Source organism: Bordetella sp. MIP270_01_BMS (assembly GCF_054958705.1).
On record NZ_CM143297.1, the window covers coordinates 3,847,257 to 3,871,341 of the forward strand.

Sequence of the window (24,085 nt, forward strand, 5' to 3'; positions counted from 1 at the left end):
AACCATCATGGACGCCGTCATAGAAAACTCCGTCATCCGCATCCATCCGGCCGACAACGTGGTCATCGCGCGCCACCAGCTGGTGGGGGGCACCCCATTGCCGGCCGAGGGCGTCACCGTCGCGGGGCTGATACCGCCCGGGCATAAAGTGGCGGTCCGCGCCATCGCCGCGGGCGAGCCGGTGCGGCGCTATAACCAGGTGATCGGCGTGGCGCGCAGCGACATCGCGCCGGGCCAGCACGTCCATAGCCACAATCTGGCGTTTTCCGACTTCGAGCGCGACTATGCCGTCGGCGCGGATGCGCATCCCACCGACTACGTGGCCGAGCCCGCCACCTTCGACGGCATCGTGCGTGCCGATGGGCAGGTGGCCACGCGCAACTACATCGGCGTGCTGACCTCGGTGAACTGTTCGGCCACGGTAGCGCGGGCCATCGCCGACCATTTCCGTCGCGACATTCGCCCGCAGGCCCTGGCCGCGTACCCCAACGTAGACGGCGTGGTCGCATTGACCCATGGCGCCGGTTGCGCCACCGACAGCGACGGAGAGCCCCTGCGCGTGCTGCGCCGTACCCTGGGCGGCTATGCGCGGCATCCCAACTTCGCGGCGTTGCTGGTGGTCGGGCTGGGCTGCGAAACCAACCAGATCAGCGGCCTGATGCAACAGGAAGGCCTGGAGGAAAACCATCGCCTGCAAACCTTCAGCATCCAGGGCACGGGCGGCACGCGGCGGGCCGTGGCGCGAGGCATCGAATTGGTTGAGCAGATGCTGGCCCAGGCCAACCAGGTGCAGCGCCAGCCGGTGCCGGCCCGCCACCTGGTCGTGGGCCTGCAATGCGGCGGGTCCGACGGCTATTCGGGCATCAGCGCCAACCCGGCGCTGGGGGCGGCCGTCGACCTGCTCGTGCGTCACGGAGGCGCGGCCATTTTGTCGGAAACTCCGGAGATCTACGGCGGCGAGCATCTGCTGACGCGCCGCGCGGTATCGTCCGCCGTCGCCGACAAGCTGCTCGCACGCCTGCGCTGGTGGGAAGACTACTGTGCGCGCAACGATGCCCAGATGGACAACAACCCATCGGCGGGCAACAAGGCCGGCGGGCTGACCACCATACTCGAGAAGTCGCTGGGGGCCATCGCGAAAAGCGGTACCACCAGCCTGGTCGAGGTCTACGAGTATGCGCAGCAGGTCTCGGCCCGAGGCCTGGTGTTCATGGACACCCCGGGTTACGACCCGGTGTCGGCCACCGGGCAGGTGGCCGGCGGCGCCAACCTGATCTGCTTCACGACAGGCAGGGGCTCGGCGTACGGCTGCGCGCCGGCGCCTTCGCTGAAACTGGCCACCAACACCGAGCTGTGGCGGCGCCAGGCCGACGACATCGACATCAATTGCGGCGAAGTGGTCGATGGCCGCAGCGATGTCCAAGCCATGGGCGAGCGCATCTTCCGGCTGATGCTCGACACCGCCTCCGGACGCCGCAGCAAGAGCGAGATCCACGGCTACGGGCAGAACGAGTTCGTGCCCTGGCAACTCGGAGCCGTGATGTAGCGCGTGCCCTGTCCGTGCCGGCGGGGCGCCGCGCCCGCCGGCCTGTCCTACCTACGGGTTCAACATGAAGATCCGCAACGCACGAGTCATCGTCTGCAGCCCAGGCCGCAATTTCGTCACTCTGAAAATCGAGACCGACGAGGGGCTGAGCGGCATCGGCGACGCGACCCTGAACGGGCGCGAGCTGGCCGTTGCCAGCTACCTGGCCGACCACGTGGGGCCGTGCCTGATCGGCCGCGACCCGCACCAGATCGAGGACATCTGGCAGTTCCTGTATCGTGGCGCCTACTGGCGTCGGGGGCCGGTCACCATGGCCGCCATTGCCGCCGTCGATACCGCCCTATGGGACATCAAGGCGAAGGCGGCGGGCATGCCGCTGTACCAGTTGCTGGGCGGCAAGAGCCGCACGGGCGCCATGGTGTACGGCCACGCCAACGGCCGCGATATCGAGGAAAGCGTTGATGAAGTGCTGCGCTATCGCGACATGGGCTATCGCGCCATTCGCGTGCAAAGCGGCGTCCCCGGCCTGAACGCCGTGTATGGCGTGGGCCGTGGACGCATGTTCTACGAACCCGCCGACGCCGACCTGCCTTCCGAACACGACTGGTCTACCGAAAAATACCTGGACCATGCGCCTCGCCTTTTTCAACGCGTGCGCGACGCGGTAGGCTGGGAAACGCACTTGCTGCATGATGTGCATCACCGCCTGACCCCTATCGAGGCCGCGCGCCTGGGCAAGACGCTGGAACCTTACCGCCTGTTCTGGATGGAAGACGCCACTCCGGCAGAGAACCAGGAGGCCTTCCGCCTGATCCGCCAGCACACGGTGACGCCGCTCGCAGTGGGCGAAATCTTCAATACCGTATACGACTGCAAAGACCTCATCCAGAACCAGCTGATCGATTACATCCGGGCCACGGTCGTCCATGCCGGCGGCATCACGCACCTGCGCCGCATCGCCGACCTTGCCGCGTTGTACCAGGTGCGCACCGGATGCCATGGCGCCACCGATCTGTCACCGGTCTGCATGGGTGCGGCGCTGCATTTCGACATTTGGGTGCCGAACTTCGGCATCCAGGAATACATGCGTCATACGGATGAAACCGACGCCGTGTTCCCCCATGCCTATTCCTTCGCCGACGGCATGCTGTATCCGGGCGATGTGCCGGGACATGGCGTGGACATCGACGAAAAGCTGGCGGCTCGGTATCCCTACCGGCGCGCCTACCTGCCAGTGAACCGGCAGGCGCACGATGGCACGCTCTGGCACTGGTAAGGCCATGGCTGCGCGCCTGAATACTGCGGCGCTGGCCGGCCTGCCGGCCGATATTGCGCGGCCCGGCTACGACAGGTCGCGGTTGCGCCCCGGCATCGTGCACCTGGGCATCGGGGCGTTTCACCGGGCGCACCAGGCGCCCGTCAACGATCGCGCGCTCGCCGCCTCGAGCGACCTGCGCTGGGGCATCGTCGGCGTATCGCTGCGCAGCGCTGCCACGCGCGACGCGCTTGCGCCGCAAGACGGCCTGTACACCCTGGCCCTGCGCGACGCCGACCAGGCCGGCTTGCCGCGTGAATCGCTCAGCGTGGTGGGTTCGGTACTGCGCGTGGAGGTTGCGCCCGAAGCTCCACATGCCGTGCTGGCACAGATCGCCCATCCTTGCACGCGCATCGTCAGCCTGACTGTCACCGAGAAGGGCTATTGCCACCTGCCGTCCAGCGGGCGCCTGCGGGCCGACGATCCCGATATCGTGCATGACCTCTCGCATGCCGATGCGCCGCGCAGCGCCCCGGGCATGGTGGTGCGAGGGCTGGCGCGCAGGCGGGCCGCGGGCCTGGGCCCGCTGACCTTGCTGTCCTGCGATAACCTGCCCTCGAACGGCAATACCCTGCGCGCGCTGGTGCTCGAATTCGCCGATGCCGTTGATTCGTCGCTGCGCGCATGGATCGAGGCGCACTGCGCTTTCCCCAATTCGATGGTCGACCGCATCGTTCCGCGAACCACCGACGATGACAGGCAGCGTGTGGCGCAACGCCTGGGGGTGAGGGATGCCTGGCCTGTGGTCGGCGAACCTTTCATGCAATGGGTCGTCGAAGATCGATTCGCCGCCGGGCGGCCGGCCTGGGACGCTTCCGAGGCCGTGCGTTTCGTCAGCGACGCGGCGCCGTACGAACATGTGAAGCTGCGCATGGTCAACGGCCCGCATTCGGCGCTGGCTTATCTGGGGGTGGTGGCCGGGCTGGAAACCATCAGCGACGCCATGCGCGTCCCCGTGCTGCGCGACTACATCGAAGCGCTGATCCAGCACGAGATCGCACCCACCTTGCCGGCCCTGCCCGGCGCAGACCTGGCCGCCATGCGCACCCGTCTGCTGGCGCGATTCGCCAATCCGGCCCTGCCGCATCGCAACCAGCAGGTCGCCATGGACGGTTCGCAGAAGCTGCCGCAGCGGCTGCTGGCCATCGTCCGCGACCGCATGCGGTCGGGCGCCGGTCATGCGCGTCTGGCGCTTGCCGTGGCGGCCTGGGCGCACTATCTGAGGGGTCACGACGAACTCGGCCGTGCCTATTCCATCCAGGATCCGCTGTGCCGGGAGCTGCAGGCGCTGATATCGGAAGCGGGACAGGGGCTGGACGCCGAACGCAGGCGTGTCCGGGCCCTGGTGGGCTATCGCCCGGTTTTCGGCGACCTGGGCGGCCATTCCGAATTTGTCGACGCCGTGGCGCGGCACGCGATGGCGCTGCGCCAGCGCGGCGTGCTCGCTGCGGTTTGCGAGGCAATATGACTGAAGACCCTCTCCAACCCGCGCACCGCGTGGCCGACGGCGCGCTGTGCGATTGGTCGGTCGGTGCCCTGGCCGCCATGGGCGTGCCGCACGCCGACGCCATCCTGCTTTCCGACAGCCTGGTTCAGACCAGCCTGCGCGGCATCGATTCGCACGGCATTGCGCGCCTGCCGCACTACCTGAATCGACTGGCCCATGGTTCCATCTCGCCGTGTCCGCAGATCCGAATCGAGCGCACCGGTCCGGGCACCGCGCAAGTGCATGGCGACAGGGGCCTGGGTATTGTGGTGGCGCATCGTGCCAATCGCGTCGCCATCGACCTGGCGCGCGAGGCCGGGGTGGGGGCCGTGGGCGTCAGCGATTCTTCTCATTGTGGCGCAATCGGCCTGTACAGCCGTGCCGCCGCGCGCGAAGGGCTGGTGGGTCTGGCTTTCACCCATTCCGATTCCATCGCGGCTCCGCATGGGGGCCGGATCCCGTTCCTGGGCACCAACCCGATTTCCATCGCCATCCCTCGGCAGGGCGGCGCGCCGGTGTGCCTGGACATGGCCACCACGGCCATTCCCTGGAATCGCGTCATGAACGCGCGCCGGGAAGGCCGCACCTTGCCGGACGGCGTGGCATTGGACCAGGGCGGCCACGCGTGCATCGATCCACACCAGGTGAGCGCCTTGCTGCCCCTGGGCGGCACGCACCAGGGGCACAAGGGCTATGCGCTGGCGCTGATGGTCGAGCTGTTGTGCGGCCCATTGAACGGCAATCCTTATGGGCCGCACATCACGCCCATGTATGAGCAGCTTGACCAGCCGCGCCACCTGGGCGCGTTCTTCATCGTTATCGATCCCGCGCGCTTTGCCGGGGGCGCACTGCTGGCAGCCACGGTCGCGCAGATGGCGCAGGAACTGGGGGCGCAGCCGGGTTCGCCCCGCATGCCGGGCGACCCGGAAGAGGACGCCCATGCCGAACGCTCGCGTACGGGCATCCCCATCGATCCCGGCCTTTGGCAGGAGTTCCTGCACTGGAGCCAGCGGCTGGGCCTTGCGCCGCCACATGCTTGAAGACTGGCGCTGCACCGGCGCACGGCGGGCCGTGCGATGCTCGCGGCCGGCGCGGTCCGATGCACCGCGCAAGTCAGTCGGCCCGCCGCGCAATACTCACGGGCACGCGAATTGCTTCCCGGCCCTGATCCGTCTCTTGCAGCCAGGACCTTGCCCCCATGACTCCCCCCTCTGGCCATACGCCGATCGCCTCATTGCAGCCCGTGCCGCTGGAGCTGCGGGTCAATGGCCGGCCGCACACGCTGGCGCTCGACCCGCGTGCCACGCTGCTGGATACGCTGCGCGAGACCCTGCAGCTGACCGGCACCAAGAAAGGGTGCGACCACGGGCAATGCGGCGCCTGCACCGTGCATGTCGACGGCCGGCGCGTCAATTCCTGTCTGGTGCTGGCGGTGTCTACGCAGGGCCGCGACATCACCACCATCGAAGGCCTGGGCAGCGAGGGGGCCCTGCATCCGATGCAAGAGGCCTTTGTTGCCCATGATGGGTATCAATGCGGGTATTGCACGGCGGGTCAGATCATGTCGGCCACGGCTTTGCTGCAAGAGCCCTGCGGCGAGGCCGACGATGATGTGCGCGAAGCCATGAGCGGCAATATTTGCCGCTGTGGCGCCTACGCCAATATCGTGGCGGCCATCCAGCATGTGCGCGGAAACAGGTAAGCTCATGCACAGTTTCCAATACATCCGAGCCGCCGACGTCCAGGCCGCGTTGCAAATGGCCGCGCGTTCCCCGGGGCCGGTGCGCTTTCTTGCAGGCGGCACCACGCTGGTCGACCTGATGAAGCTCGATGTCGAGACCCCGGCTCAGCTGATCGACATCAACGACCTGCCCCTGGATCAGATCGAGGAGCTGCCCGATGGCGGCACCCGCATCGGCGCGCTTGTGCGCAACGCCGACCTCGCGCGCCATCCCCGTATAGCCGATCAGTACCCCGTGCTGGCGCAAGCCTTGCTGTCCGGCGCGTCGGCCCAGTTGAGGAACATGGCCACCACCAGCGGCAACCTGCTGCAGCGCACCCGTTGCGTGTACTTTCGGGATCGTGCGGCTCGCTGCAACAAGCGCGAACCGGGCAGCGGCTGCGACGCCATCGAAGGGCATAACCGCAATCTGGCCGTGCTGGGCACCAGCCCGCATTGCATCGCCAGCAATCCGTCGGACATGAATGTGGCGCTGATGGCGCTGAGCGCCACCGTGCACACACTAGGCCCCGACGGCGCCCGCGATATCCCGCTGCGCGATTTTTACCTGCTGCCCGCTGACACGCCGCACCGCGAAACCGTGCTGGGCAACGGCGAACTGATCACTCACGTCACACTGCCGCCCCTCGATGCGGGCACGCATTCCCGCTATGTGAAGCTGCGCGATCGCGCCTCTTACGAATTCGCCCTGGCTTCGAGCGCCGTCGTGCTGCACCAGCGCGATGGCCGGATCTTCGCGGCCGGCATCGCGCTGGGCGGCGTGGGGACGCGGCCCTGGCATTGCCCTCAGAGCGAACAACTGCTCGTAGGAGAGGTGCCGAGCGCCGCGCTGTACCAGCAGGCCGCGCAGGCCGCCCTGCACGATGCCGTTCCTCAATCCGAGAACGGCTTCAAGATCGAGCTTGCGCGTCGCTGCCTGGCCCATACGTTTTCGCTGGCCTTGCCGCCGCCCGAGGAAGCCGCTCATGGTTGACGCCCGATTCACCCATCCCAAAGCCATCGGCCATCCACATGCGCGCATCGACGGGCCCGCCAAAGTCAGCGGGGCAGCCTGTTACGCAGCCGACGTCGCATTGCCGGGAATGATCTACGGTGTGCCGGTATGCGCCACCATCGCCAATGGTGAAGTCACGGCGGTGGACACCGAGGCGGCCCGCGCCATGCCGGGAGTGCAGGAAGTGTTGCATCACGGCAACCGGCCCCCGTTGTACCGCGTCACGAGCGGCTCCATCGACGAGGCGCGTCCGCCGCTGGACGACAATGTCGTGCGCTACTACGGACAGTATGTCGCGCTGGTGCTGGCCGACACGCTGGAGCAGGCCCAGGCAGCGGCCCGGGCCGTCCAGGTGCGCTACCGGGCCGAGCCCCCCGATGTGTCGCCGCCGTGCGATGAGCACATGCCCCATGTGGAAAGCGAGCGCGGCGCTGCCGCCCAGGCCTACGAACAGGCGCCCGTGCAGGTTGACGCCGTCTACACAACGCCGGTGGAAACGCACAATGCGCTGGAACTGCATGCCTGCGTGGCCATGCACGACGGTTCGGGCTATACGTTGTATGAAACGACGCAGGGCGTGGTCAATCATCGAAAAGTCGTCGCCCAGATGCTGGGCACCGGCAGCGAGAATGTGCGCATCATTTCGCAGTATCTGGGTTCCGGCTTCGGCGGCAAACTTTGGCCGTGGCCGCATTCGCTGCTGGCGGCCGTTTCCGCCCGGCTGCTGGGGCGTCCGGTAAAAGTGGTGATCAGCCGTGCCATGACCTTCCACAGCGCGGGCCATCGCCCCTATACCCGCCAGCGCCTGCGGCTGGGTGCGGCGCGCAATGGCAGGCTGGTGTCGGTGCAGCATCACTATCTCAGCCAGGCCTCAATTCTCGACGACTACCGCGAAGATTGCGGGGAAGCGACGCCGCGCATGTACAGTACTCCCAACCTCAAGGTTTGCTGGGGCCAGGCGCGGCGCAACGTCGGGGCGCCCACGTCCATGCGCGGGCCAGGGGCGGTACCCGGCATGTACGCGCTGGAATCGGCCATGGACGAGCTGGCCGTGGCGTTGCAGATGGATCCCGTCGAATTGCGTCTGATGAACGAGCCCGACCACGACGAAGGCAGCGGACTGCCGTTTTCTTCACGGCATCTGTGCGAATGTCTCAGGCAGGGCGCTGAACGTTTCGGGTGGCAACACCGCGATGCCGCCATCGGCGCCATGCGGCAGGGCGACGAGATATTGGGATGGGGCATGGCCGCCTGTTCATGGTTGGGCTTGCGCATGCCGGCCAGCGCCAGCGTCAGCCTGAATGCAGACGGCACTGCCGGGCTGGTTTGCGCCACGCAGGATATCGGCACCGGCACCTATACCATTCTGGCCCAGCTGGTCAGCGCCGAAACCGGTATCCCGCTCGATCGCATCCAGGTCAAGCTGGGCGACACGCGGCTGCCGCCTGGCCCTGTCTCCGGCGGATCCGCGGCCACGGCCTCTGTAGTGCCCGCCGCGCTCGAGGCCGCGCGCAAGGCGGTCCAGGCGCTTCGCGAGCTGGCCGTTGGCGAACAAGGTCCCTACGCGGGTAAGTCGGCCGACGAGGTGTCGGTGCGCGACGGATGCCTGTGGCTGTCGTCAGGACACACCGCCCCCGGGGTGCCCTTCGAGCAGGTGCTGCGATCGGCGCACGCGGCCAGCGTAACCGGCGACGGGCGCGCGGGCAGTGGCAAGGATCTCAAGGAGAAATACTCCATCAACTCGTATGGGGCGCATTTCGTTGAAGTGGGCTGGCATGCCGCCACTGCGCGGCTGCGCGTCAGGCGCGTCGTCACGGTGATAGACGGGGGCCGCATCATCAACCCGCGCACCGGGCGCAACCAGATCGAAGGCGCCATCATCATGGGCATCGGCATGGCCATGCTGGAACACACGCACTACGACAGCCGCTCGGGAGCTCCCCTGAACAGCAACCTGGCCGACTACCTGGTGGCCACCCATGCCGATGCGCCGCAGCTGGATGTGAACTTCCTGGACTATCCCGATACCATCTGGAACGAGGCGGGGGCGCGCGGTATCGGTGAAATCGGCCTGGCCGGCATTGCCGCCGCCATCACGAATGCCGTGTACCACGCCACCGGCATCAGAGTGCGCGACCTGCCCGTGCGCATCGAAGACCTGCTGCGGGCTTAGCGAGCCTCGCAGCTACCAGTGCACGCCCAGGCCGGTGCTGTATACCGATTCGTTCAGGCTCTCGAACGAACTGCTCACCTGGTTGCGCGCGTATTTCATATATAGCGAAAGCCAGCTGTTCACGTTGTAGCGCACGCCCGCCTCGCCGTTGATGGCCACCTGCGCGTCGCCTTCCAGGGGCCGCAGCAGTTCGCCCTTGGTGAAGAGTTCGAAGTCCTTGCCGCTGAAATACCGCACATAATCCCAGCGCAGACTGGCCGCGTAAGCGGCGTCGGTGCTGCCGTCGCTATAGCCGTAGTGCACTCTTCCCAGCAGGGCCGAGAGCGAGAACGCGCCCAGTTCGTTGTCCCAGAACTGATATCCCGGGCCGGTGCCGTAAGCGGTCTGACGGTTCAGGTCTTCAATCCAGTCGCGGCGGTGCATCAGCCGGCCCTGCCAGAACGCCCGTTCGGTCATGAAACGGTCCAGCGTATAGCCGAGGCCGTAATTGTTGACGTTGATGCTGCCGTCTTCCTTGCTGCGCTGATACGCACCCGTGATCTGATGGCGCCACAGGTCGTGCCGTATCGTCGTGTCCAGGGTGGCCGAATAGTCTTGCGTGTCCGTCGAGGCCGTCCGGCGGTTGGCCCCCATGTCCAGGCGGCCCGTGACCGATACTTCCCGCAGGAACGGCCGCGGCCGCACCACGCTGTCGAGCGTGTCCAGCGGCAGGTCCACCCGTACCGGTTCGGTGCCGTGGCTATCGCGCCGAACGCCCTCGAGGCTCACCGTGCCCGCGTCTGCCTCAGCAAGCCTCGCGCGGTAGTCGCGTTGCAGGGATGCGTCGCGCACGACCAGCGGCGTATCGCTTTGCATCGTCTTGACGTGCTTGAAGGCTATGCGCACATCGCCGCCATATTCGGTATGTACCAGCAGATAGCCATTGTCCAGCGACAGGATCTTGCCGGTGAGCCGGTCGCCGTTGTTCAACCAGACGGTGTCGGCGCAAGCCAGTCCGGCTGACAGGGCCAGGAAAAGCGCCATCAGGCGCGGCAGGAGGAAATAGGATCGGGTGTGAGGCGCTGGCCGACGGGACATGGGGGCTGGGTAATTAGCGTAGCCCCCATGCTAAACGCGACACGCGCACGGCGTGTGACGGTTTTCGTCAGGGTATTACGCCATGCCGCTGCCGCTTTCCGAATGCGGATCTGAAGACGCCTGCGCGCTTCGGCTGCCGAATCGTTCGGCCACCTGCCGGGTGAACACCGCCCCGAAGAAGAAGATCTGGGCGGAATAGTAGATCCACAACAGCAGGGCGATCAGCGAGCCCGCGGCCCCGTAGGCCGACACGGTGCCGCCGCGGCCGAGATACAGGCCGATGCCCCACTTGCCCACCAGGAACAGGGCCGCCGTCACGATGGCGCCGGGGATGACGTCGCGCCAGGGGATGGTGACACTGGGCAGCAACTTGTACACCACGGCAAACAACGCGGTCACGACGGCGAACGAAAACAGGTTCGCCGTCCAGCCGGCCAGCGTCGCGAAGGTTGAATTGCTCCAGAGGTCGCCGTAATAGCCCTTGGCGGCGCCCAGGGCGGCATTCATCAGCAGCGAGATCAGCAGGAACATCGCCAACACCAGCACCAGGCCGAACGACACCATGCGGCTGCGCACCAGGCCTTGCAGGCCCGCCTTGCGCTGGTCGGTGGCGTCCCACAACTCGTCCAGGCTGGCCTGCAATTCGGCAAACGCCGTGGTCGCGCTGAAGATCAGCACTGCAATCGACAGGAGCGCGGCGATCCAGCCGCCTCCCGATTCGTGCGCGCTGGCAAGCACCGTCTGGATGACTTCGGCGCCACGGGGGCCGGTGAGGTCGCGCACCTGGCTGAACAGTTCCGAGCGCACGGCTTCTTCGCCAAAGAAAATGCCCGCGACAGCGATCACGAGCAGCAGCATCGGCGCCAGCGAGAAGACCATATAGAGCGAAAGCGCCGCGCCTTTGCTGGACGCCCGGTGCTGCGACCACTGCTTGGCGGATTCGACCAGCAGCCCGTAGATTTCCTTGGGGTGCAAAATTTGCAGCAGACGGGGCGGAATAAACATGGCGGGTCGGGGCAGTCGGGATGCAGGCATTGTAGGGGGCGGCGCCTGCCGTTCACAATCCGCAATCCGTATGCCAGGCCGCGGCGCGCCCAAGAAAAACACCCCCACGGGCGCAAACCCTTGGGGGTGTCGGTCTGGCGTGTCCCCGATACTGCCGGGGACACTGGCGCAAACAGCGTGGACTTGAATTAGAAGTCCATGCCGCCCATGCCGCCCATGCCGCCGGGCATGGCCGGAGCAGCGGGCTTGTCTTCAGCCAGTTCCACCACGGCGGCCTCGGCCGTCAGCAGCAGGCTGGCCACCGAAGCGGCGTTCTGCAGGGCGGTGCGGGTAACCTTGGTGGGATCCAGCACGCCTTGTTCGACCAGGTCGGTGTACTCGCCGGTAGCGGCGTTGTAGCCGTAGTTGCCCTTGCCGTTCAGCACGTTGTTCACCACGACGCTGGCTTCTTCGCCGGCGTTCGAAACGATGGTGCGCAGGGGCTCTTCCACGGCGCGCAGGATCAGCTTGATACCGGCGTTCTGGTCGGGAGTGTCACCCTTCAGGTCGGCGATGGCTTGCTTGGCACGCAGCAGGGCCACGCCGCCGCCAGCCACGACACCTTCTTCCACTGCAGCGCGGGTAGCGTGCAGGGCGTCTTCGACGCGGGCCTTCTTTTCCTTCATTTCGACTTCGGTGGCAGCACCGACGCGAATCACGGCAACGCCGCCGGCCAGCTTGGCCACGCGTTCCTGCAGCTTTTCACGGTCGTAGTCGGAAGTGGCTTCTTCGATCTGGACGCGGATCTGCTTGACGCGCGCTTCGATCGACTTGCTGTCGCCAGCGCCGTCGATGATGGTGGTGTTTTCCTTGCCCACTTCGATGCGCTTGGCCTGGCCCAGTTCCTGCAGGGTGGCCTTTTCCAGCGACATGCCGGTTTCTTCGGAGATGACCACGCCGCCCGTCAGGATGGCGATGTCTTCGAGCATGGCCTTGCGACGGTCGCCAAAGCCCGGGGCCTTGACGGCGGTGGTCTTCAGGATGCCACGGATGTTGTTCACCACCAGGGTGGCCAGCGCTTCGCCTTCGACATCTTCAGCGATGATCAGCAGCGGACGGCTCGACTTGGCGACTTGCTCCAGCACGGGCAGGAGGTCACGGATGTTGCTGATCTTCTTGTCGAAGATCAGGACATACGGGTCGTCCAGAGCGGCGACTTGCTTGTCGGGGTTGTTGATGAAGTAGGGCGACAGGTAGCCGCGGTCGAATTGCATGCCTTCGACGACGTCGAGCTCGTTGTCCAGCGACTTGCCGTCTTCGACGGTGATGACGCCTTCCTTGCCCACCTTGTCCATCGCGTCAGCGATGATCTTGCCGATGGATTCGTCGCTGTTGGCCGAGATCGAGCCAACCTGGGCGATTTCCTTGCTGGTGGTGACCGGCTTGGATTGCTTGGCCAGTTCGGCCACGGCAGCGCTCACGGCCTTGTCGATGCCGCGCTTCAGGTCGATGGGGTTGAAACCGGCGGCAACGTACTTCAGGCCTTCTTGAACGATGGCCTGGGCCAGCACCGTGGCGGTGGTGGTGCCGTCACCGGCGTTGTCCGAGGTCTTCGAGGCCACGTCTTTGACGAGCTGGGCGCCGATGTTCTCGAACTTGTCTTTCAGTTCGATTTCCTTGGCAACCGACACGCCGTCCTTGGTGACGGTGGGGGCGCCGAACGAACGCTCGAGCACCACGTTGCGGCCCTTGGGACCCAGGGTGGTTTTTACGGCGTTGGCGAGGACGTTTACGCCGCGGACGATGCGGACACGGGCGTCGTCAGCGAACAGGACTTGCTTGGCAGCCATTGTGAGCTTCCTTCGAAAATTCGGTTCAGGTAATTACTGGATCACGGCGAGGATTTCTTCCTCGCGGATGACGAGCAGCTCTTCGCCATCGACTTTCACCGACTGGCCGGCATACTTGCCGAACAACACCTTGTCGCCAGCCTTCAGGTCGACCGGCAGCACTTTGCCGTCTTCGGTCTTCTTGCCCGGTCCAACGGCGACCACTTCGCCTTGATCCGGCTTTTCAGCGGCGCTGTCAGGGATAACGATGCCCGAGGCAGTCTTGCGCTCGTTGTCCAGGCGTTTGACGATCACGCGATCGTGCAGGGGACGCAGGGCCATGAGGAAACTCCTGTTTCTATATAGAAGGTGAAATGATCGAATCCGGGCCGGTGGTGTTAGCACTCACCGGCGGCGAGTGCTAATTATAGGGATGATGTTGCCGGGTTCAAGGGGGGGTGGGGCCGTTGTTACATTTTGGCCAGCGGGCGGTCGGGGCCCCCGGCCGCCCTTCGCCGCCCGTGACCGGAGAGACGGGCCGATAATGGCGCCTCGGCGGCACGGTGGCGGTCCAGGGCCGTGGCGCGCAAAGGGAGCGAATGCACGGATGAAAATTTCTCTTGAATCGCCCAGGCAGCCGGATGTTTTGGGGCTCATCGATGATCTGGACGCGTTCCAGAAGCCGCTCTACCCCGCCGAGAGCCATCACGGCATCGACATCCATGCGCTGGAAAAACCGAATGTACTTTTCGCCGTCGCGCGCGACCCTGGCGGCGAGGCCGTTGCTTGCGGAGCCATGGTGCTGGAAGCTTCCTATGGCGAGCTCAAACGCTTTTACACAAAGCCGTCCCATCGGGGCAAAGGGATTGCGCGCGCAATGATTTGCCTCCTGGAAACCCAGGCGCAGCGCCGCGGCTGCCATCAATTCGTGCTGGAAACAGGGTATCTGCAACCCGAGGCCTTGGCCCTTTATTCCCGTTGCGGATACCAGCGTTGCGGGCCCTTCGGCAGTTATGTGGAAGACCCCAACAGTGTCTTCATGTGCAAGGCGGCTCCCCGGTTGGCCTAGCGCCGCCGGATAAATGCAGCAGAAAGCTGCTCAGGACAGGGCCATCCTCACTGCAGCCTGGCAATGAAGCTCGGTTGTGGAAAATGCGGGCACAGGGCAATCCTGTGGCGGCAAGAGCAGCGGGATTTCTGTGCAAGCCAGGGCGACACAGTCCGCTCCACGTCGCCCCAGCTCAGCGATGATGTCTTTGTATCGGTTCCGGGTTTCGTCGAGAAATCGATTTTGCACCAGTTCTTCATAAATGCTTGCATGAATGAAGCTCTTTTCCTTTTCGTCGGGAACAATTGCTTCAAGGCCGTTCTGGGCAAAGATACTGGGATAAAAGTCGCCTTCCATGGTTTTTCTGACTCCCAGGAGCGCCACGCGCTTCAGGCCTTTTCGGGCCTTGATCGCATCCGCTGTGACTTGAGCGATATGCAAGAACGGGATGTCGATCATTGGCTGCACCAGCGGGACAAAACGGTGCACGTCATTGCAGGTGATGACGATGAAATCCGCGCCGGCCGCTTGCAGCGCCTGCGCCGATGCTGCAATCTGCCGGCACGCCGCGGCCTCGTCCTGCCGCTCGATGACGGCGTCCACGTAGTCCTGGCGGTTCACGCTCTCCAGCACGATTCGGGCTGAGGTCACGCCGCCTTCGATTTCCTGCACTATCTGATTGACCCGCCTGTAGTACTCGGCCGTGGACACCCAGCTCAACCCGCCGATCATCCCGATTTTCTTCATTTTTCCTCGAACCCTTTTTGACGTGTTCGCAATCGCAAATCTGACTGACCGATAATTCCGGGCGCGGCCCAACGAATCGCCGGATTTTACAGACTGCGCTCCGGGCGGAGTATGGATTGCGCATGGAGCCCACGGGTGAAGGCACCGCCCACAACGATCACACCCTGTGCTGCGCCTCAGGGCAGATGACTGCCCCCGGGCTGCAGGCGGGCGTTCCCGCGACGTTCGGACGTTGCCGCCATGGCTCGTGCTTCGGCACGCATTATTGGCGGTTGATCCAGTCTTGCGTGTCGCGTATGAACCAGGGCAGGTTCAGGCGCTCCCCTTCGCCGGACTGGATGGTCAGCCGTTGGCCAGACGAACCTGGCGCGCTGTCGGCGCGCTGGGCGGCGGGCGGCGGATCGCTGCGGTAGTCCATGCCGGTTTGCCGGGGCGGGTTGTCGGCGCAGGCGGCGAGCGACGCGCATGCGGCCGCGATCAGGATGGGACGCATGGTCGAGCGAAATATATTCATCAAGGTGTGTATTGCGCTGGAAGCACGGGCCGACGTGCCGGACGGAACTGGGCGTAGCCTTTACCTTACTCGCATTGCTGCCTGTTGCGCATCTTGTCGGGCATTCCGTGATGGTTGGGCCGCGGAAACGGAACAACTGCTGTTCCGGCGGCGCGATTGTTGCCAACCTGGGCCGCCGCTAAGCTCGATCGGGCAAATATTGCCGAGCGATATTGCGACCCTACAACAACAAGGACCGAGGAGACATCATGAAGTCATACGCCGTGGGCGCGTTGTGCGCCGTCCTGGCGCTGGGATCAGCGTACGCGCAAGAACCGCCTGCACGCGTGCCTCTGGTGCCGGCGGACACGCAGGACGAGATACTGCAGCCCGCCTTCAACGCCATCAGGGCCCGCGGCACCGAGCCCGGCAACATGCATAGGGTAGTGGGGCACAGCCCTGAAATCTTCAAGGCCTATCTGGGGCTGGCGACGGCATTGCGCAATTCGGCCGAGGTGCCCCGTGCCGACCGGGAACTGGTGATCCTGCGCATTGCCCAGCTGGCAAACGCGGAATATGAGTTCACCGCCCACCGGCCCATGGCGCTGAGCTGCGGCATTTCGGAAGCGCAGGTCGACGGCCTGGCGGGGTGGAAAACATCGAAGATGTATTCCGACAAACAGCGGGCGCTGCTGGCGTACGCCGAGGAAATCGGGTCGCCGCTGGGCGTCAGCGACGCCACGTTCGAGGCACTGCAGGGGTTTTACCAGCCGCGCGAAATCGTCGAGCTGACCATGACGGGCGCGTTCTACAACATGGCTTCGCAGGTGACCGGGGCGCTCGAAGTGAAATCCGACCTGGGCAAGGTGCCGTCCAAGTACGGCAAGTGCTGATGCCGGCGGCCGCGCACGAAGGTGTGCGGCCGTGTGCCCGGCTATTGCGCCGCGTCGTGATGTGAAATCAACGCGATCCATTCACGCAGCACGGCGGCTTCGCGGGTGTCGCATTCGTAGCTGCCCTTGGGTATTGCGAAGTAGTAAGAAAACGCGCCCAGGTTGAGCCACTGGTCGAACGGCGCCACCAGCCGGCCGTCCTGCAGTTCTTGCGTGATGAGCGCCTTCTGGCCCATGGCTACCCCATAGCCGGCCAGTGCGGCTTCATAGGCCAATGCCGATGATTCGAATCGCATGTCTCGGCCGTCTTCGGGAAGGCGCAGGCCGGCGTGCGCAAACCAGACCTGCCAATCGTCGGGGCGCGCGTGGGTGTGCAGCAAAGTGACGCCGCGCAGGTGCTCGGGCCGTTGCAGCTGCCGCGCCATATCCGGCGTGCACACGGGGGCGATCTCGTTCTCCATGATCTTGAACTGCGCCAGGCCGGGTGCATGGCCATGATTGAGCACGATGGCGGCGTCGAGCTGCTCGCGTTCAAAATCGGGCGGACTGGCGGACGTGTGCAGGCGGACTTCCAGTTCCGGGTGCGCCGCGTGCAGGCCGGCCAGGCGCGGCAGCAGCCAGCGCATGGCGACCGTGTGCGGAGCACGAAGGTTGAAGACGCGGGATTGCGCCGCGCGTTGCAGGCTCTGGGTGGCCCGCCGCAGCCCCGCCAGATGGCGCGAAATTTCCTGGTGATATTCCAGGCCCTCGGGCGTGAAGCTGATGCGCCGGTGCTGGCGATGAAATAGCACGGTGCGCAATTGCTTTTCCAGCAAGTGGATCTGCCGGCTGACGGCCGCAGGTGTCACGCACAGTTCCTGCGCCGCGGCCGTGACGCTGGCCAGCCGACCTACGACCTCGAACACGCGCAAGGCGTTCAGCGGGGGAAGCGGATCCATCGTGATTTCGGTTAACTAAAACTGAATCGTAGCAGCGCAGAAGTTGATTGACCATGCTGGGCCGCGTTCCTACCATTTTTGCCTGCGTCGATGGGGCGTGTGCTTTTTTCAATTAACGGGTTGTTAAGCAAAATACCAAAGGGGGTAATGATGAAACCATCGGTCTGGCGTTACTGCGCCGTTGCATTGATTTCTTTGGCCACGTGGGGCACGGCGGCGGCGGCGGCCGACTCGGCGGCGTTTCCGTCCAGGACGGTATCCATCGTGGTGCCGACCACGCCGGGGGGCACGGCCGATTTGGTGGCCAGGCTGGTTGCCCCCAAGCTTGCCGCGCTGTGGGGTGAGCCCGTCATCGTCGAGAACAAGCCTGGCGCGGGTTCTCTGGTGGGCACCGACTACGTGGCACGGTCCAAGCCGGACGGCTATACGCTCCTGCTGGCATTCAATGAGGTGGCCACGCTGCCCGCCATCAACAAGCACACCAGAATCGATGTGGTGGACGGATTCGAGCGCATCACCAAGATCGGCACGCTTCCCGTGCTGATTCTGGGGAACCCCAAGGTTGAAGCCAACACGCTGCAGGAATTGATCGACAGCGCGCGCAAGAATCCGGGAAAGCTGACCTACGCGTCGAATGGCTCGGGTGGCGTGCTGCAGCTCTATTCCGAGATGTTCAAGCAGGAAGCGGATATCGACATCATGCACGTGCCCTATAAGGGGGCCCTGGAAGCGTCCATGGCAATGCTGTCCGGCGAAGTGGATGTGCTGGTGCAGTTCGCCTCCGGCAATGTGCAGAACTACGTCAAGGCCAACCGGACCAAGCCCTACGCGGTGGCGTCGAGCCAGCGCCTTCCCGGCCTGCCCGATGTGCCTACGACCGCCGAAGCCGGCTTGCCGTCCTTGCAGCTGGAAGCGTGGTACGGCTTGTTTGCGCCGGCAGGCACGCCCAAGGCGGTGATCGACAAAGTCAATGCTGACTTCATCCAGGTCATGAAGCTGCCCGAGGTGCAGGAGCGTCTGGGCGGGGTGGGAATGAGCGTGGACACCAGCACGCCGGAAGCGTTCGATGCGTTCTTCAAGGAAGAGCATCGGCGCTGGACTGATTTGATTGTCAGCGCGGGCATTGAAAGCAACTGAGCCCGTGCGCAGAGGAGCATTGACATGAATTACCATCCGGGCACCTACCAGCCCTTGTCGTTCGCGGCGGCCCGTGAACGTTTCCTGGCCCGCCAGCAACGTCCCAGCGAATTCCTGGAAGCCTGCCTTCAGACTATCCGGGAGCGCGAGCCGGTGGTCCAGGCCTGGGTCGTGCTGAACGAAGAGGGCGCTCGCGCGGCGGCCCGCGAATCGGACCGGCGCTATGAAGCAGGGCAGCCCCTGTCACAGATCGATGGGATGCCCATCGGCATCAAGGACCTGATCGAGACGAAGGACATGCCTACGCAGATGGGCAGTCCGGCGTATGCCGGCAGCTTTCCGAAGCGCGACAGCGCCCTGGTGCGCGCGCTGCGTGACGCGGGTGCCATCATCCTGGGCAAGACCGTGACCACTGCGCTCGGCTTTCTCGATCCGGGACCCACGACCAACGCCTTTGATCCCCAGTGCACCCCGGGTGGCTCATCCAGCGGGTCGGGTGCCGCGGTGGGCGCAAAGATGGTACCGGTGGCGATCGGCTCGCAGCTGGTGGGTTCGGTACTGCGCCCCGCCAGCTTCAATGCAAACTGGGCGCTCAAGCCTACCTTCGGCGGCATCAATCGCGGTGAAAGGCTGGGCTACAGCCAGTCGCATGTGGGCATTCACGCCGGCTGCGCGCAAGACATGTGGGCCACGGCCATGGAAATCGTGACGCGCGTGGGCGGCGATCCCGGGCACCCGGGCCTGTATGGTGGCCTGGCGGCGCCCGCACCGCAGCCGCTGCGCAGGGTGGCCGTCATGGAAACGGAGGGCTGGCCGCGCCTGGATCCGGCTTCTCGCGCCGCCTTCGAGGGCCTGCTGCAGACTTTGCAGGAGCAGGGCGTCGAGATCGTGCGGCGTTCAGACCTGGTGCTGCTGGACCTCTTCGAGCAGTCGATCGCCACGGCCACCGCCAATATGCTGCGCCTGATCTCGTGGGAACAACGCTGGTCTCTCGAGAATCTGATTGAACAGCATCCGGGGACGCTGGGCCCCAGTCTGCTGCGCCAGCTCGAAAGCGGACGCAGTGTCACCCTGGACACCTTCCGCCAGGATTTGGCAGAGCGCGATCTCGCGCGCCAGCGGCTGGCCGCTCTGGCCAATTACTGCGACGCGCTGATCAGTCCGGCTTCCTGCGGGCCTGCGCCGCGATTCGAAGCGACCAGGAACACGCCATTTCCGACAGGAGACGTCTCGTTCAGCTGCGTATCGTCCTATCTGGGTGCGCCGGCGGTTGCGGCGCCGGTCCTGGCGGTAGAGGGAATGCCGTTCGGGGTGCAGTTGATCGGTCAGCCGCACCAGGATGAGCGCCTGACCGCGTATGCAAGATGGATGGCCGAGGTGGTGCACGCGAGCTGATGCGTGCGTCATGGTGCCGCCCGTCAAGGACGGACGGCACCTCTCGCATCAGCTTTTGTGGCCCGCCGCGCGCAGAATCAGGTCCGTGATCTCGTCGGGGTGCGACAGCATCGAAAGATGCCCCGACGGCAGCTCAATGGTGTGCGCCTTCATGCGCTTGGCTAGGAAGCGTTCCAGTTCGGGCGAAGTGGTGCGGTCGTTGGTAGAGACGGCGTACCAGGTGGGCTTGTGGCGCCATGCGGCTTCGGTGGTGCGTGAGGCGAACAGGGTGTCGGAAATGGGGCCTTGCTCGGCATACAGCGCTCGAGCCTTGACCGGGTCGATGTCCTGGGCGAAGTCATTCAGGAATGCCTGCTCGTTCAGCTGCGCAAAGCCGCCTGATTTCACCAGGCCGGCGCTGGCCGGTGCTGCGGGAAACTTGGCCGCGAGGGCGCCGTAGTCTTCGCCGGCGTCCGGAGCGCGCGCGGCCACATACACCAGCCCCGCCACCTTCGGATCATTGCCCGCCTGCGAGATCACCGTGCCGGCCCACGAATGCCCAACCAAAAGGGTGGGGCCATCCTGCCGCGCCAGGGCGCGTTTCGTCGCTGCCGCGTCATCGGCCAGCGAGGTCAGCGGATTCTGTACGGCAGTCACGTTCAGGCCGGCTTTCTGCAGCCTGGGGATCACTTCAGACCAGCTCGAACCGTCGGCGTATGCGCCATGCACGAGCACGACATTGCGAATGGGGGCGGCTGCCTCGCCTGCGGCGATGGCGGCATGGCTCAGGCCCAGTCCGGCCATGGCGAGCGCGGCGGTGGCGAGGGTGTGTTTGATCTTCATGGGGCAATCCTTATGTGCGGGTTCAATTCGGTTGGAGGATGAGCGGTGCAAGCGGCGCAAGCGGCGATCGCGAGGCGGTCGTGCATGCGTGCCTGTCAGTGGTAAGACGCGCCGCCCGAGGGCTTATTCCGCGCCGCACAAAAAAAAGCGCCTGTTTCCTGGCCCGGCGAGACACGAGCGTCGTCAAAAAAAATCCGCCCCGTCAGGGGCGGATGCAGGGCCGGCAGTTCAGGCTGAGGACAGTCGTGTCGGCCGAGGGGCTGACTGCGGGTTGCGAGCGAAGCGCCCTGGCGCTGCGCGCCTCAGGCGTCCGGGGCGACTGCCTGCTGGACGGCGCGGGCAGCGGGCGTGTCGCTGGGGCTGACCACCGCGTAGAAGTAGCGTCCTTGCTTCCAGTACTGCGCCATCAGGTCGCCGTCTTTCCGCTTGCCGTCGCCGAAGTTCACGGCGCGGCCAGGAGGACGCACGTAGTACAGAATGGTTTCTCCCTGGGGGTTCTGGTAGAGCACCATCGCGGCCGGCCCCGATTCGGTGGACATCAGCCGGCCCCCCACGGGCTGGTAACCGAACGCATTGAAATCGGGCAGGGGCGCCGGCTGCATGAAGTGCCGGTTGAGCCACGCCTGAAGCTCTGCGGGCTGGCTGGACTGGAAGTCCACCATCGCGCCGGCGGAGTCCGATGCGAACATGCGGTAAGCCTGTACGGCGTCTGCCATCGGCAGGTAGTTCGAGCGTATGGCGGACTCGCGTGCCTGCCAGCCCCCCATTCCGCCCATTCCGAACGCAAGCACGAGCGTGGCGGCCAGCGCCATACGGCGGCGCGTACGGGCGCGCAGGTCGCGGCGGATGGATGCCGGGTCCAGGCGTTCGGGTACGGCGTAGCGGCTCAGGTCGGCGTGCTGGCTGCGCAGCGCTTCCGTCTGGCGCCGGATCTGCTCGACGTCGTGAGCCGCGGCCGGATGCGCGGCCAGATAGGCTTCTACCTCGGCCCGGCGCGCGGCGTCCAGCTGCCCGTCGGCATAAGCGTGCAATTCGTGTTCAGTGGGAATCGTCGTCGTCATTTCATCACCCGCAATGCAGGCTGCCCGGTAATGCGTCCGTCATTGATGTCTCGCAGTGCTTTGCGTGCCCGCGAAAGCCGGGACATCACGGTGCCGATGGGAATATCGAGCACCGCGGCGGCTTCCTGATAGCCCAGCCCTTCAACGGAAACCAGCAGCAGCAGGCTTTGCTGGTCTGCCGTCAGCTGGGCCAGGTCATCCAGGGCCGCGCGGGTGATCGCCACCTGCTCGGTCGACGGCGCCTGCGGTTCCGGCGCGCCGCTGAAGAAATCAAGGATGCGAGCATACCGCTGGCTGCGGCGCTGCCCGTCTATGAAGCATCGGTACAGTATGGAAAACAGCCACGCGCGCAAGTCGCCTTCGGGGTGCCGGCTGTCTGCGCGCGATAGTGCGCGTTCCATGCATGTCTGCACCAGATCGTCGGCATTGGCCACGTCATGGGTCAATGACAGCGCAAAGCGCCGCAATCGCGGCAGCACCTCTCGCAGGTCTTCGTCGGTTATGCCCGCCGCCATGGGTAAGGCCTCTTCAGGTTGTCGATGTGGGTCAGACGAACGGCGGCGGCGATTATTCCCGCGGAAGAGTGGCTGTTACACGGGATGACGGGCCGGCACGCTGCTTACAGTAGCGCGTCCCGGCTGCGTTGGCGAACATGTACAGCAGGTTCGTGTACAGTCGGCGGGGCGTGCCGCAAAGGGTTGCGGCACGCCGGCGCGGCGCGTTGCTTACAGCGCGCCGGCCAGCTCGGGCACGACCTGGAACAGGTCGCCCACCAGGCCGTAGTCGGCCACGCCGAAGATCGGCGCTTCGGCGTCTTTGTTGATGGCCACGATCACCTTGGAATCTTTCATGCCCGCCAGATGCTGGATGGCTCCCGAGATCCCCACCGCCACGTACAGCTGCGGCGCGACGATCTTGCCGGTCTGCCCCACCTGCCAGTCGTTGGGCGCGTAGCCCGCGTCCACTGCCGCGCGCGAGGCGCCCAGCGCCGCACCCAGCTTGTCGGCCAGCGGATCCAGGATCTTGAAGTTCTCGGCGCTGCCCAGCCCGCGGCCGCCCGAGACCACCACGCGCGCGCCCGCCAGCTCGGGGCGGTCGCTCTTGGCCACTTCGCGGCCCACGAACGACGACAGCCCCGAATCGGCCACCGCCTCGAGCGCCTCGACCGCCGCCGAGCCACCCGTGGCCTCGACCGCATCGAAACCCGTGGTGCGCACCGTGATCACCTTGACCGCGTCGCCCGACTGCACCGTGGCGATGGCGTTGCCCGCGTAAATGGGCCGCTGGAAGGTGTCCGGCGATTCCACCGCGATAATGTCGGAAATCTGCGCCACGTCGAGCTTGGCGGCCACCCGCGGGGCCACGTTCTTGCCCGAGGCCGTGGCCGGAAACACAATGTGGCTGTAGCTCGAGGCCACCGCCAGCACCTGTGCGGCCAGGTTCTCGGCCAGGCCATCGGCCAGGTGCGGCGCGTCGGCCAGCAGCACCTTGGCCACGCCCGCGGCCTGGCCCGCCTGCTCGGCCACCGCGCGCGCATTGCTGCCCGCCACCAGCACGTGTACATCGCCGCCCAGCTGCGCGGCAGCCGCCACGGCGTTCAGCGTTGCACCCTTCAATTGGGCGTTGTCGTGTTCGGCAATAACCAGCGTCGTCATCACAGCACCTTCGCTTCGTTCTTCAGTTTGTCGACCAGCGCGGCCACGTCGGCCACCTTGATGCCTGCCTTGCGCGCCGGCGGCTCGCTGACCTTCAGGGTCTTCAGACGCGGCGCGGGATCGACGCCCAGGTCCTGCGGCGTGACCGTGTCCAGCGGCTTTTTCTTGGCCTTCATGATGTTGGGCAGCGTCACGTAGCGCGGCTCGTTCAGGCGCAGGTCGGTCGTCACGATGGCCGGCAGATTCAGCTTGAGCGTTTCCAGCCCGCCGTCGACTTCGCGCGTGACCGTGACTTCGCCTTCGCCCAGCTCGACCTTGCTGGCGAACGTAGCTTGCGGCCAGTCGAGCAGCGCGGCCAGCATCTGACCGGTCTGGTTGGCGTCGTCGTCGATGGCCTGCTTGCCCAGGATGACCAGCTGCGGCTGCTCTTTGTCGACCAGACCCTTGAGCAGCTTGGCCACCGCCAGCGGCTGCAGTTCGGCATCGGTCTGCACCAGAATGCCGCGGTCGGCGCCGATGGCCATGGCCGTGCGCAGCGTTTCCTGGCTTTGCGACACCCCGCAGGACACCGCCACCACTTCCGTGACCCCGCCTTTTTCTTTCAGGCGCGTGGCTTCTTCGACGGCAATCTCGTCGAACGGGTTCATGGACATCTTCACGTTCGCGATATCCACGCCCGTTTGATCGGATTTGACGCGTACCTTGACGTTGTAGTCAACGACACGCTTGACTGGTACGAAAACTTTCATGG

Annotated in this window: 23 protein-coding genes; 11 read left to right on the forward strand and 12 right to left on the reverse strand. The window is 65.3% G+C overall.

The window, feature by feature from the left end; translation table 11 throughout:
• Positions 1–7 precede the first annotated feature (7 nt).
• From ACV17W_RS18045 to ACV17W_RS18075, 7 genes are all read left to right on the forward strand, one after another.
• Complete coding sequence (locus tag ACV17W_RS18045; protein WP_462593728.1) at positions 8–1,546, forward strand: UxaA family hydrolase; 1,539 nt, start codon at positions 8–10, stop codon at positions 1,544–1,546.
• Positions 1,547–1,610: 64 nt separating this feature from the next.
• Positions 1,611–2,822, forward strand: coding sequence for a D-mannonate dehydratase ManD (manD, locus tag ACV17W_RS18050; protein WP_462593729.1), 1,212 nt, complete (start codon positions 1,611–1,613; stop codon positions 2,820–2,822).
• Between the two features lie 4 nt (positions 2,823–2,826).
• Entirely contained in the window at positions 2,827–4,329 is a 1,503-nt protein-coding gene (locus ACV17W_RS18055; protein ID WP_462593730.1) for a mannitol dehydrogenase family protein, read from the forward strand.
• Complete coding sequence (locus ACV17W_RS18060; protein WP_462593731.1) at positions 4,326–5,387, forward strand: Ldh family oxidoreductase; 1,062 nt, start codon at positions 4,326–4,328, stop codon at positions 5,385–5,387. The genes ACV17W_RS18055 and ACV17W_RS18060 overlap by 4 nt, the downstream gene beginning before the upstream one ends.
• 158 nt (positions 5,388–5,545) lie before the next feature.
• A complete protein-coding gene (locus tag ACV17W_RS18065; protein WP_462593732.1) occupies positions 5,546–6,049 on the forward strand; it encodes a (2Fe-2S)-binding protein in 504 nt (167 codons plus the stop codon).
• Between the two features lie 4 nt (positions 6,050–6,053).
• Positions 6,054–7,061, forward strand: coding sequence for an FAD binding domain-containing protein (locus ACV17W_RS18070; RefSeq protein ID WP_462593733.1), 1,008 nt, complete (start codon positions 6,054–6,056; stop codon positions 7,059–7,061).
• Complete coding sequence (locus tag ACV17W_RS18075; protein ID WP_462593734.1) at positions 7,054–9,255, forward strand: xanthine dehydrogenase family protein molybdopterin-binding subunit; 2,202 nt, start codon at positions 7,054–7,056, stop codon at positions 9,253–9,255. Before ACV17W_RS18070 ends, ACV17W_RS18075 begins: the two co-directional genes overlap by 8 nt.
• A gap of 12 nt (positions 9,256–9,267) precedes the next feature.
• Here the strand turns inward: ACV17W_RS18075 and ACV17W_RS18080 are convergent, their stop codons facing one another.
• From ACV17W_RS18080 to groES, 4 genes are all read right to left on the reverse strand, one after another.
• Positions 9,268–10,278 carry a DUF481 domain-containing protein gene (locus ACV17W_RS18080; RefSeq protein WP_462593735.1) on the reverse strand — a complete coding sequence of 337 codons (1,011 nt, stop codon included), beginning with the start codon at positions 10,276–10,278 and terminating at the stop codon, positions 9,268–9,270.
• A 129-nt stretch (positions 10,279–10,407) separates the two neighbouring features.
• Complete coding sequence (locus tag ACV17W_RS18085; RefSeq protein ID WP_462593736.1) at positions 10,408–11,337, reverse strand: YihY/virulence factor BrkB family protein; 930 nt, start codon at positions 11,335–11,337, stop codon at positions 10,408–10,410.
• A 188-nt stretch (positions 11,338–11,525) separates the two neighbouring features.
• Positions 11,526–13,166, reverse strand: a complete 1,641-nt coding sequence (gene groL / locus ACV17W_RS18090) for a chaperonin GroEL (protein WP_462593737.1) — start codon at positions 13,164–13,166, stop codon at positions 11,526–11,528.
• 33 nt (positions 13,167–13,199) lie between these two features.
• Positions 13,200–13,487, reverse strand: coding sequence for a co-chaperone GroES (groES, locus tag ACV17W_RS18095; RefSeq protein WP_012250823.1), 288 nt, complete (start codon positions 13,485–13,487; stop codon positions 13,200–13,202).
• Between the two features lie 265 nt (positions 13,488–13,752).
• On the opposite strand from groES, the gene ACV17W_RS18100 reads away from it, so the two are divergent.
• Positions 13,753–14,214, forward strand: a complete 462-nt coding sequence (locus ACV17W_RS18100; RefSeq protein WP_462593738.1) for a GNAT family N-acetyltransferase — start codon at positions 13,753–13,755, stop codon at positions 14,212–14,214.
• A 30-nt stretch (positions 14,215–14,244) separates the two neighbouring features.
• Here ACV17W_RS18100 and ACV17W_RS18105 read toward each other — a convergent pair whose 3' ends face one another.
• Positions 14,245–14,940 (reverse strand): aspartate/glutamate racemase family protein, encoded by a 696-nt coding sequence (locus tag ACV17W_RS18105; RefSeq protein WP_462593739.1) that lies wholly within the window; start codon positions 14,938–14,940, stop codon positions 14,245–14,247.
• Between the two features lie 262 nt (positions 14,941–15,202).
• Positions 15,203–15,454 carry a hypothetical protein gene (locus tag ACV17W_RS18110; RefSeq protein ID WP_462596582.1) on the reverse strand — a complete coding sequence of 84 codons (252 nt, stop codon included), beginning with the start codon at positions 15,452–15,454 and terminating at the stop codon, positions 15,203–15,205.
• Positions 15,455–15,702: 248 nt separating this feature from the next.
• On the opposite strand from ACV17W_RS18110, the gene ACV17W_RS18115 reads away from it, so the two are divergent.
• Entirely contained in the window at positions 15,703–16,326 is a 624-nt protein-coding gene (locus ACV17W_RS18115) for a carboxymuconolactone decarboxylase family protein (RefSeq protein ID WP_462593740.1), read from the forward strand.
• A 41-nt stretch (positions 16,327–16,367) separates the two neighbouring features.
• Here the strand turns inward: ACV17W_RS18115 and ACV17W_RS18120 are convergent, their stop codons facing one another.
• Positions 16,368–17,264, reverse strand: a complete 897-nt coding sequence (locus tag ACV17W_RS18120; RefSeq protein WP_462593741.1) for a LysR substrate-binding domain-containing protein — start codon at positions 17,262–17,264, stop codon at positions 16,368–16,370.
• Positions 17,265–17,411: 147 nt separating this feature from the next.
• Here ACV17W_RS18120 and ACV17W_RS18125 point away from each other — a divergent pair, with 147 nt between their 5' ends.
• Together ACV17W_RS18125 and ACV17W_RS18130 are read left to right on the forward strand one after the other, a co-directional pair.
• Entirely contained in the window at positions 17,412–18,401 is a 990-nt protein-coding gene (locus tag ACV17W_RS18125; RefSeq protein WP_462593742.1) for a tripartite tricarboxylate transporter substrate binding protein, read from the forward strand.
• A 24-nt stretch (positions 18,402–18,425) separates the two neighbouring features.
• The gene (locus ACV17W_RS18130) at positions 18,426–19,796 is read left to right on the forward strand and encodes an amidase (RefSeq protein WP_462593743.1); all 1,371 of its coding nucleotides are present in this window, start codon (positions 18,426–18,428) and stop codon (positions 19,794–19,796) included.
• Between the two features lie 48 nt (positions 19,797–19,844).
• Here ACV17W_RS18130 and ACV17W_RS18135 read toward each other — a convergent pair whose 3' ends face one another.
• The 5 genes from ACV17W_RS18135 to ACV17W_RS18155 all read right to left on the reverse strand — a co-directional run bounded on the left by ACV17W_RS18135 (position 19,845) and on the right by ACV17W_RS18155 (position 24,083).
• The gene (locus ACV17W_RS18135; RefSeq protein WP_462593744.1) at positions 19,845–20,618 is read right to left on the reverse strand and encodes an alpha/beta fold hydrolase; all 774 of its coding nucleotides are present in this window, start codon (positions 20,616–20,618) and stop codon (positions 19,845–19,847) included.
• A 302-nt stretch (positions 20,619–20,920) separates the two neighbouring features.
• Positions 20,921–21,679: an anti-sigma factor family protein gene (locus ACV17W_RS18140; RefSeq protein ID WP_462593745.1), complete on the reverse strand. Its 759-nt coding sequence runs from the start codon at positions 21,677–21,679 to the stop codon at positions 20,921–20,923.
• Positions 21,676–22,194 (reverse strand): RNA polymerase sigma factor, encoded by a 519-nt coding sequence (locus ACV17W_RS18145; protein WP_462593746.1) that lies wholly within the window; start codon positions 22,192–22,194, stop codon positions 21,676–21,678. The genes ACV17W_RS18140 and ACV17W_RS18145 overlap by 4 nt, the downstream gene beginning before the upstream one ends.
• Before the next feature lie 210 nt (positions 22,195–22,404).
• Positions 22,405–23,334, reverse strand: coding sequence for an electron transfer flavoprotein subunit alpha/FixB family protein (locus tag ACV17W_RS18150; RefSeq protein ID WP_462593747.1), 930 nt, complete (start codon positions 23,332–23,334; stop codon positions 22,405–22,407).
• Positions 23,334–24,083, reverse strand: a complete 750-nt coding sequence (locus tag ACV17W_RS18155) for an electron transfer flavoprotein subunit beta/FixA family protein (RefSeq protein WP_462593748.1) — start codon at positions 24,081–24,083, stop codon at positions 23,334–23,336. Before ACV17W_RS18155 ends, ACV17W_RS18150 begins: the two co-directional genes overlap by 1 nt.
• Between the last annotated feature and the right edge of the window lie 2 nt (positions 24,084–24,085).

Excerpts from the sequence above, each read along its gene's own strand:
- ACV17W_RS18140 (WP_462593745.1), bottom strand. The coding sequence starts at position 21,679 with ATGACGACGACGATTCCCACTGAACACGAATTGCACGCTTATGCCGAC.
- groL (WP_462593737.1), bottom strand. The coding sequence starts at position 13,166 with ATGGCTGCCAAGCAAGTCCTGTTCGCTGACGACGCCCGTGTCCGCATC.
- ACV17W_RS18110 (WP_462596582.1), bottom strand. The coding sequence starts at position 15,454 with ATGAATATATTTCGCTCGACCATGCGTCCCATCCTGATCGCGGCCGCA.
- ACV17W_RS18115 (WP_462593740.1), top strand. The coding sequence starts at position 15,703 with ATGAAGTCATACGCCGTGGGCGCGTTGTGCGCCGTCCTGGCGCTGGGA.
- ACV17W_RS18130 (WP_462593743.1), top strand. The coding sequence starts at position 18,426 with ATGAATTACCATCCGGGCACCTACCAGCCCTTGTCGTTCGCGGCGGCC.
- groES (WP_012250823.1), bottom strand. The coding sequence starts at position 13,487 with ATGGCCCTGCGTCCCCTGCACGATCGCGTGATCGTCAAACGCCTGGAC.
- ACV17W_RS18120 (WP_462593741.1), bottom strand. The coding sequence starts at position 17,264 with ATGGATCCGCTTCCCCCGCTGAACGCCTTGCGCGTGTTCGAGGTCGTA.
- ACV17W_RS18155 (WP_462593748.1), bottom strand. The coding sequence starts at position 24,083 with ATGAAAGTTTTCGTACCAGTCAAGCGTGTCGTTGACTACAACGTCAAG.
- ACV17W_RS18070 (WP_462593733.1), top strand. The coding sequence starts at position 6,054 with ATGCACAGTTTCCAATACATCCGAGCCGCCGACGTCCAGGCCGCGTTG.
- ACV17W_RS18135 (WP_462593744.1), bottom strand. The coding sequence starts at position 20,618 with ATGAAGATCAAACACACCCTCGCCACCGCCGCGCTCGCCATGGCCGGA.
- manD (WP_462593729.1), top strand. The coding sequence starts at position 1,611 with ATGAAGATCCGCAACGCACGAGTCATCGTCTGCAGCCCAGGCCGCAAT.
- ACV17W_RS18100 (WP_462593738.1), top strand. The coding sequence starts at position 13,753 with ATGAAAATTTCTCTTGAATCGCCCAGGCAGCCGGATGTTTTGGGGCTC.
- ACV17W_RS18085 (WP_462593736.1), bottom strand. The coding sequence starts at position 11,337 with ATGTTTATTCCGCCCCGTCTGCTGCAAATTTTGCACCCCAAGGAAATC.
- ACV17W_RS18145 (WP_462593746.1), bottom strand. The coding sequence starts at position 22,194 with ATGGCGGCGGGCATAACCGACGAAGACCTGCGAGAGGTGCTGCCGCGA.
- ACV17W_RS18075 (WP_462593734.1), top strand. The coding sequence starts at position 7,054 with ATGGTTGACGCCCGATTCACCCATCCCAAAGCCATCGGCCATCCACAT.
- ACV17W_RS18125 (WP_462593742.1), top strand. The coding sequence starts at position 17,412 with ATGATGAAACCATCGGTCTGGCGTTACTGCGCCGTTGCATTGATTTCT.
- ACV17W_RS18065 (WP_462593732.1), top strand. The coding sequence starts at position 5,546 with ATGACTCCCCCCTCTGGCCATACGCCGATCGCCTCATTGCAGCCCGTG.
- ACV17W_RS18060 (WP_462593731.1), top strand. The coding sequence starts at position 4,326 with ATGACTGAAGACCCTCTCCAACCCGCGCACCGCGTGGCCGACGGCGCG.
- ACV17W_RS18045 (WP_462593728.1), top strand. The coding sequence starts at position 8 with ATGGACGCCGTCATAGAAAACTCCGTCATCCGCATCCATCCGGCCGAC.
- ACV17W_RS18080 (WP_462593735.1), bottom strand. The coding sequence starts at position 10,278 with ATGGCGCTTTTCCTGGCCCTGTCAGCCGGACTGGCTTGCGCCGACACC.
- ACV17W_RS18105 (WP_462593739.1), bottom strand. The coding sequence starts at position 14,940 with ATGAAGAAAATCGGGATGATCGGCGGGTTGAGCTGGGTGTCCACGGCC.
- ACV17W_RS18055 (WP_462593730.1), top strand. The coding sequence starts at position 2,827 with ATGGCTGCGCGCCTGAATACTGCGGCGCTGGCCGGCCTGCCGGCCGAT.
- ACV17W_RS18150 (WP_462593747.1), bottom strand. The coding sequence starts at position 23,334 with ATGACGACGCTGGTTATTGCCGAACACGACAACGCCCAATTGAAGGGT.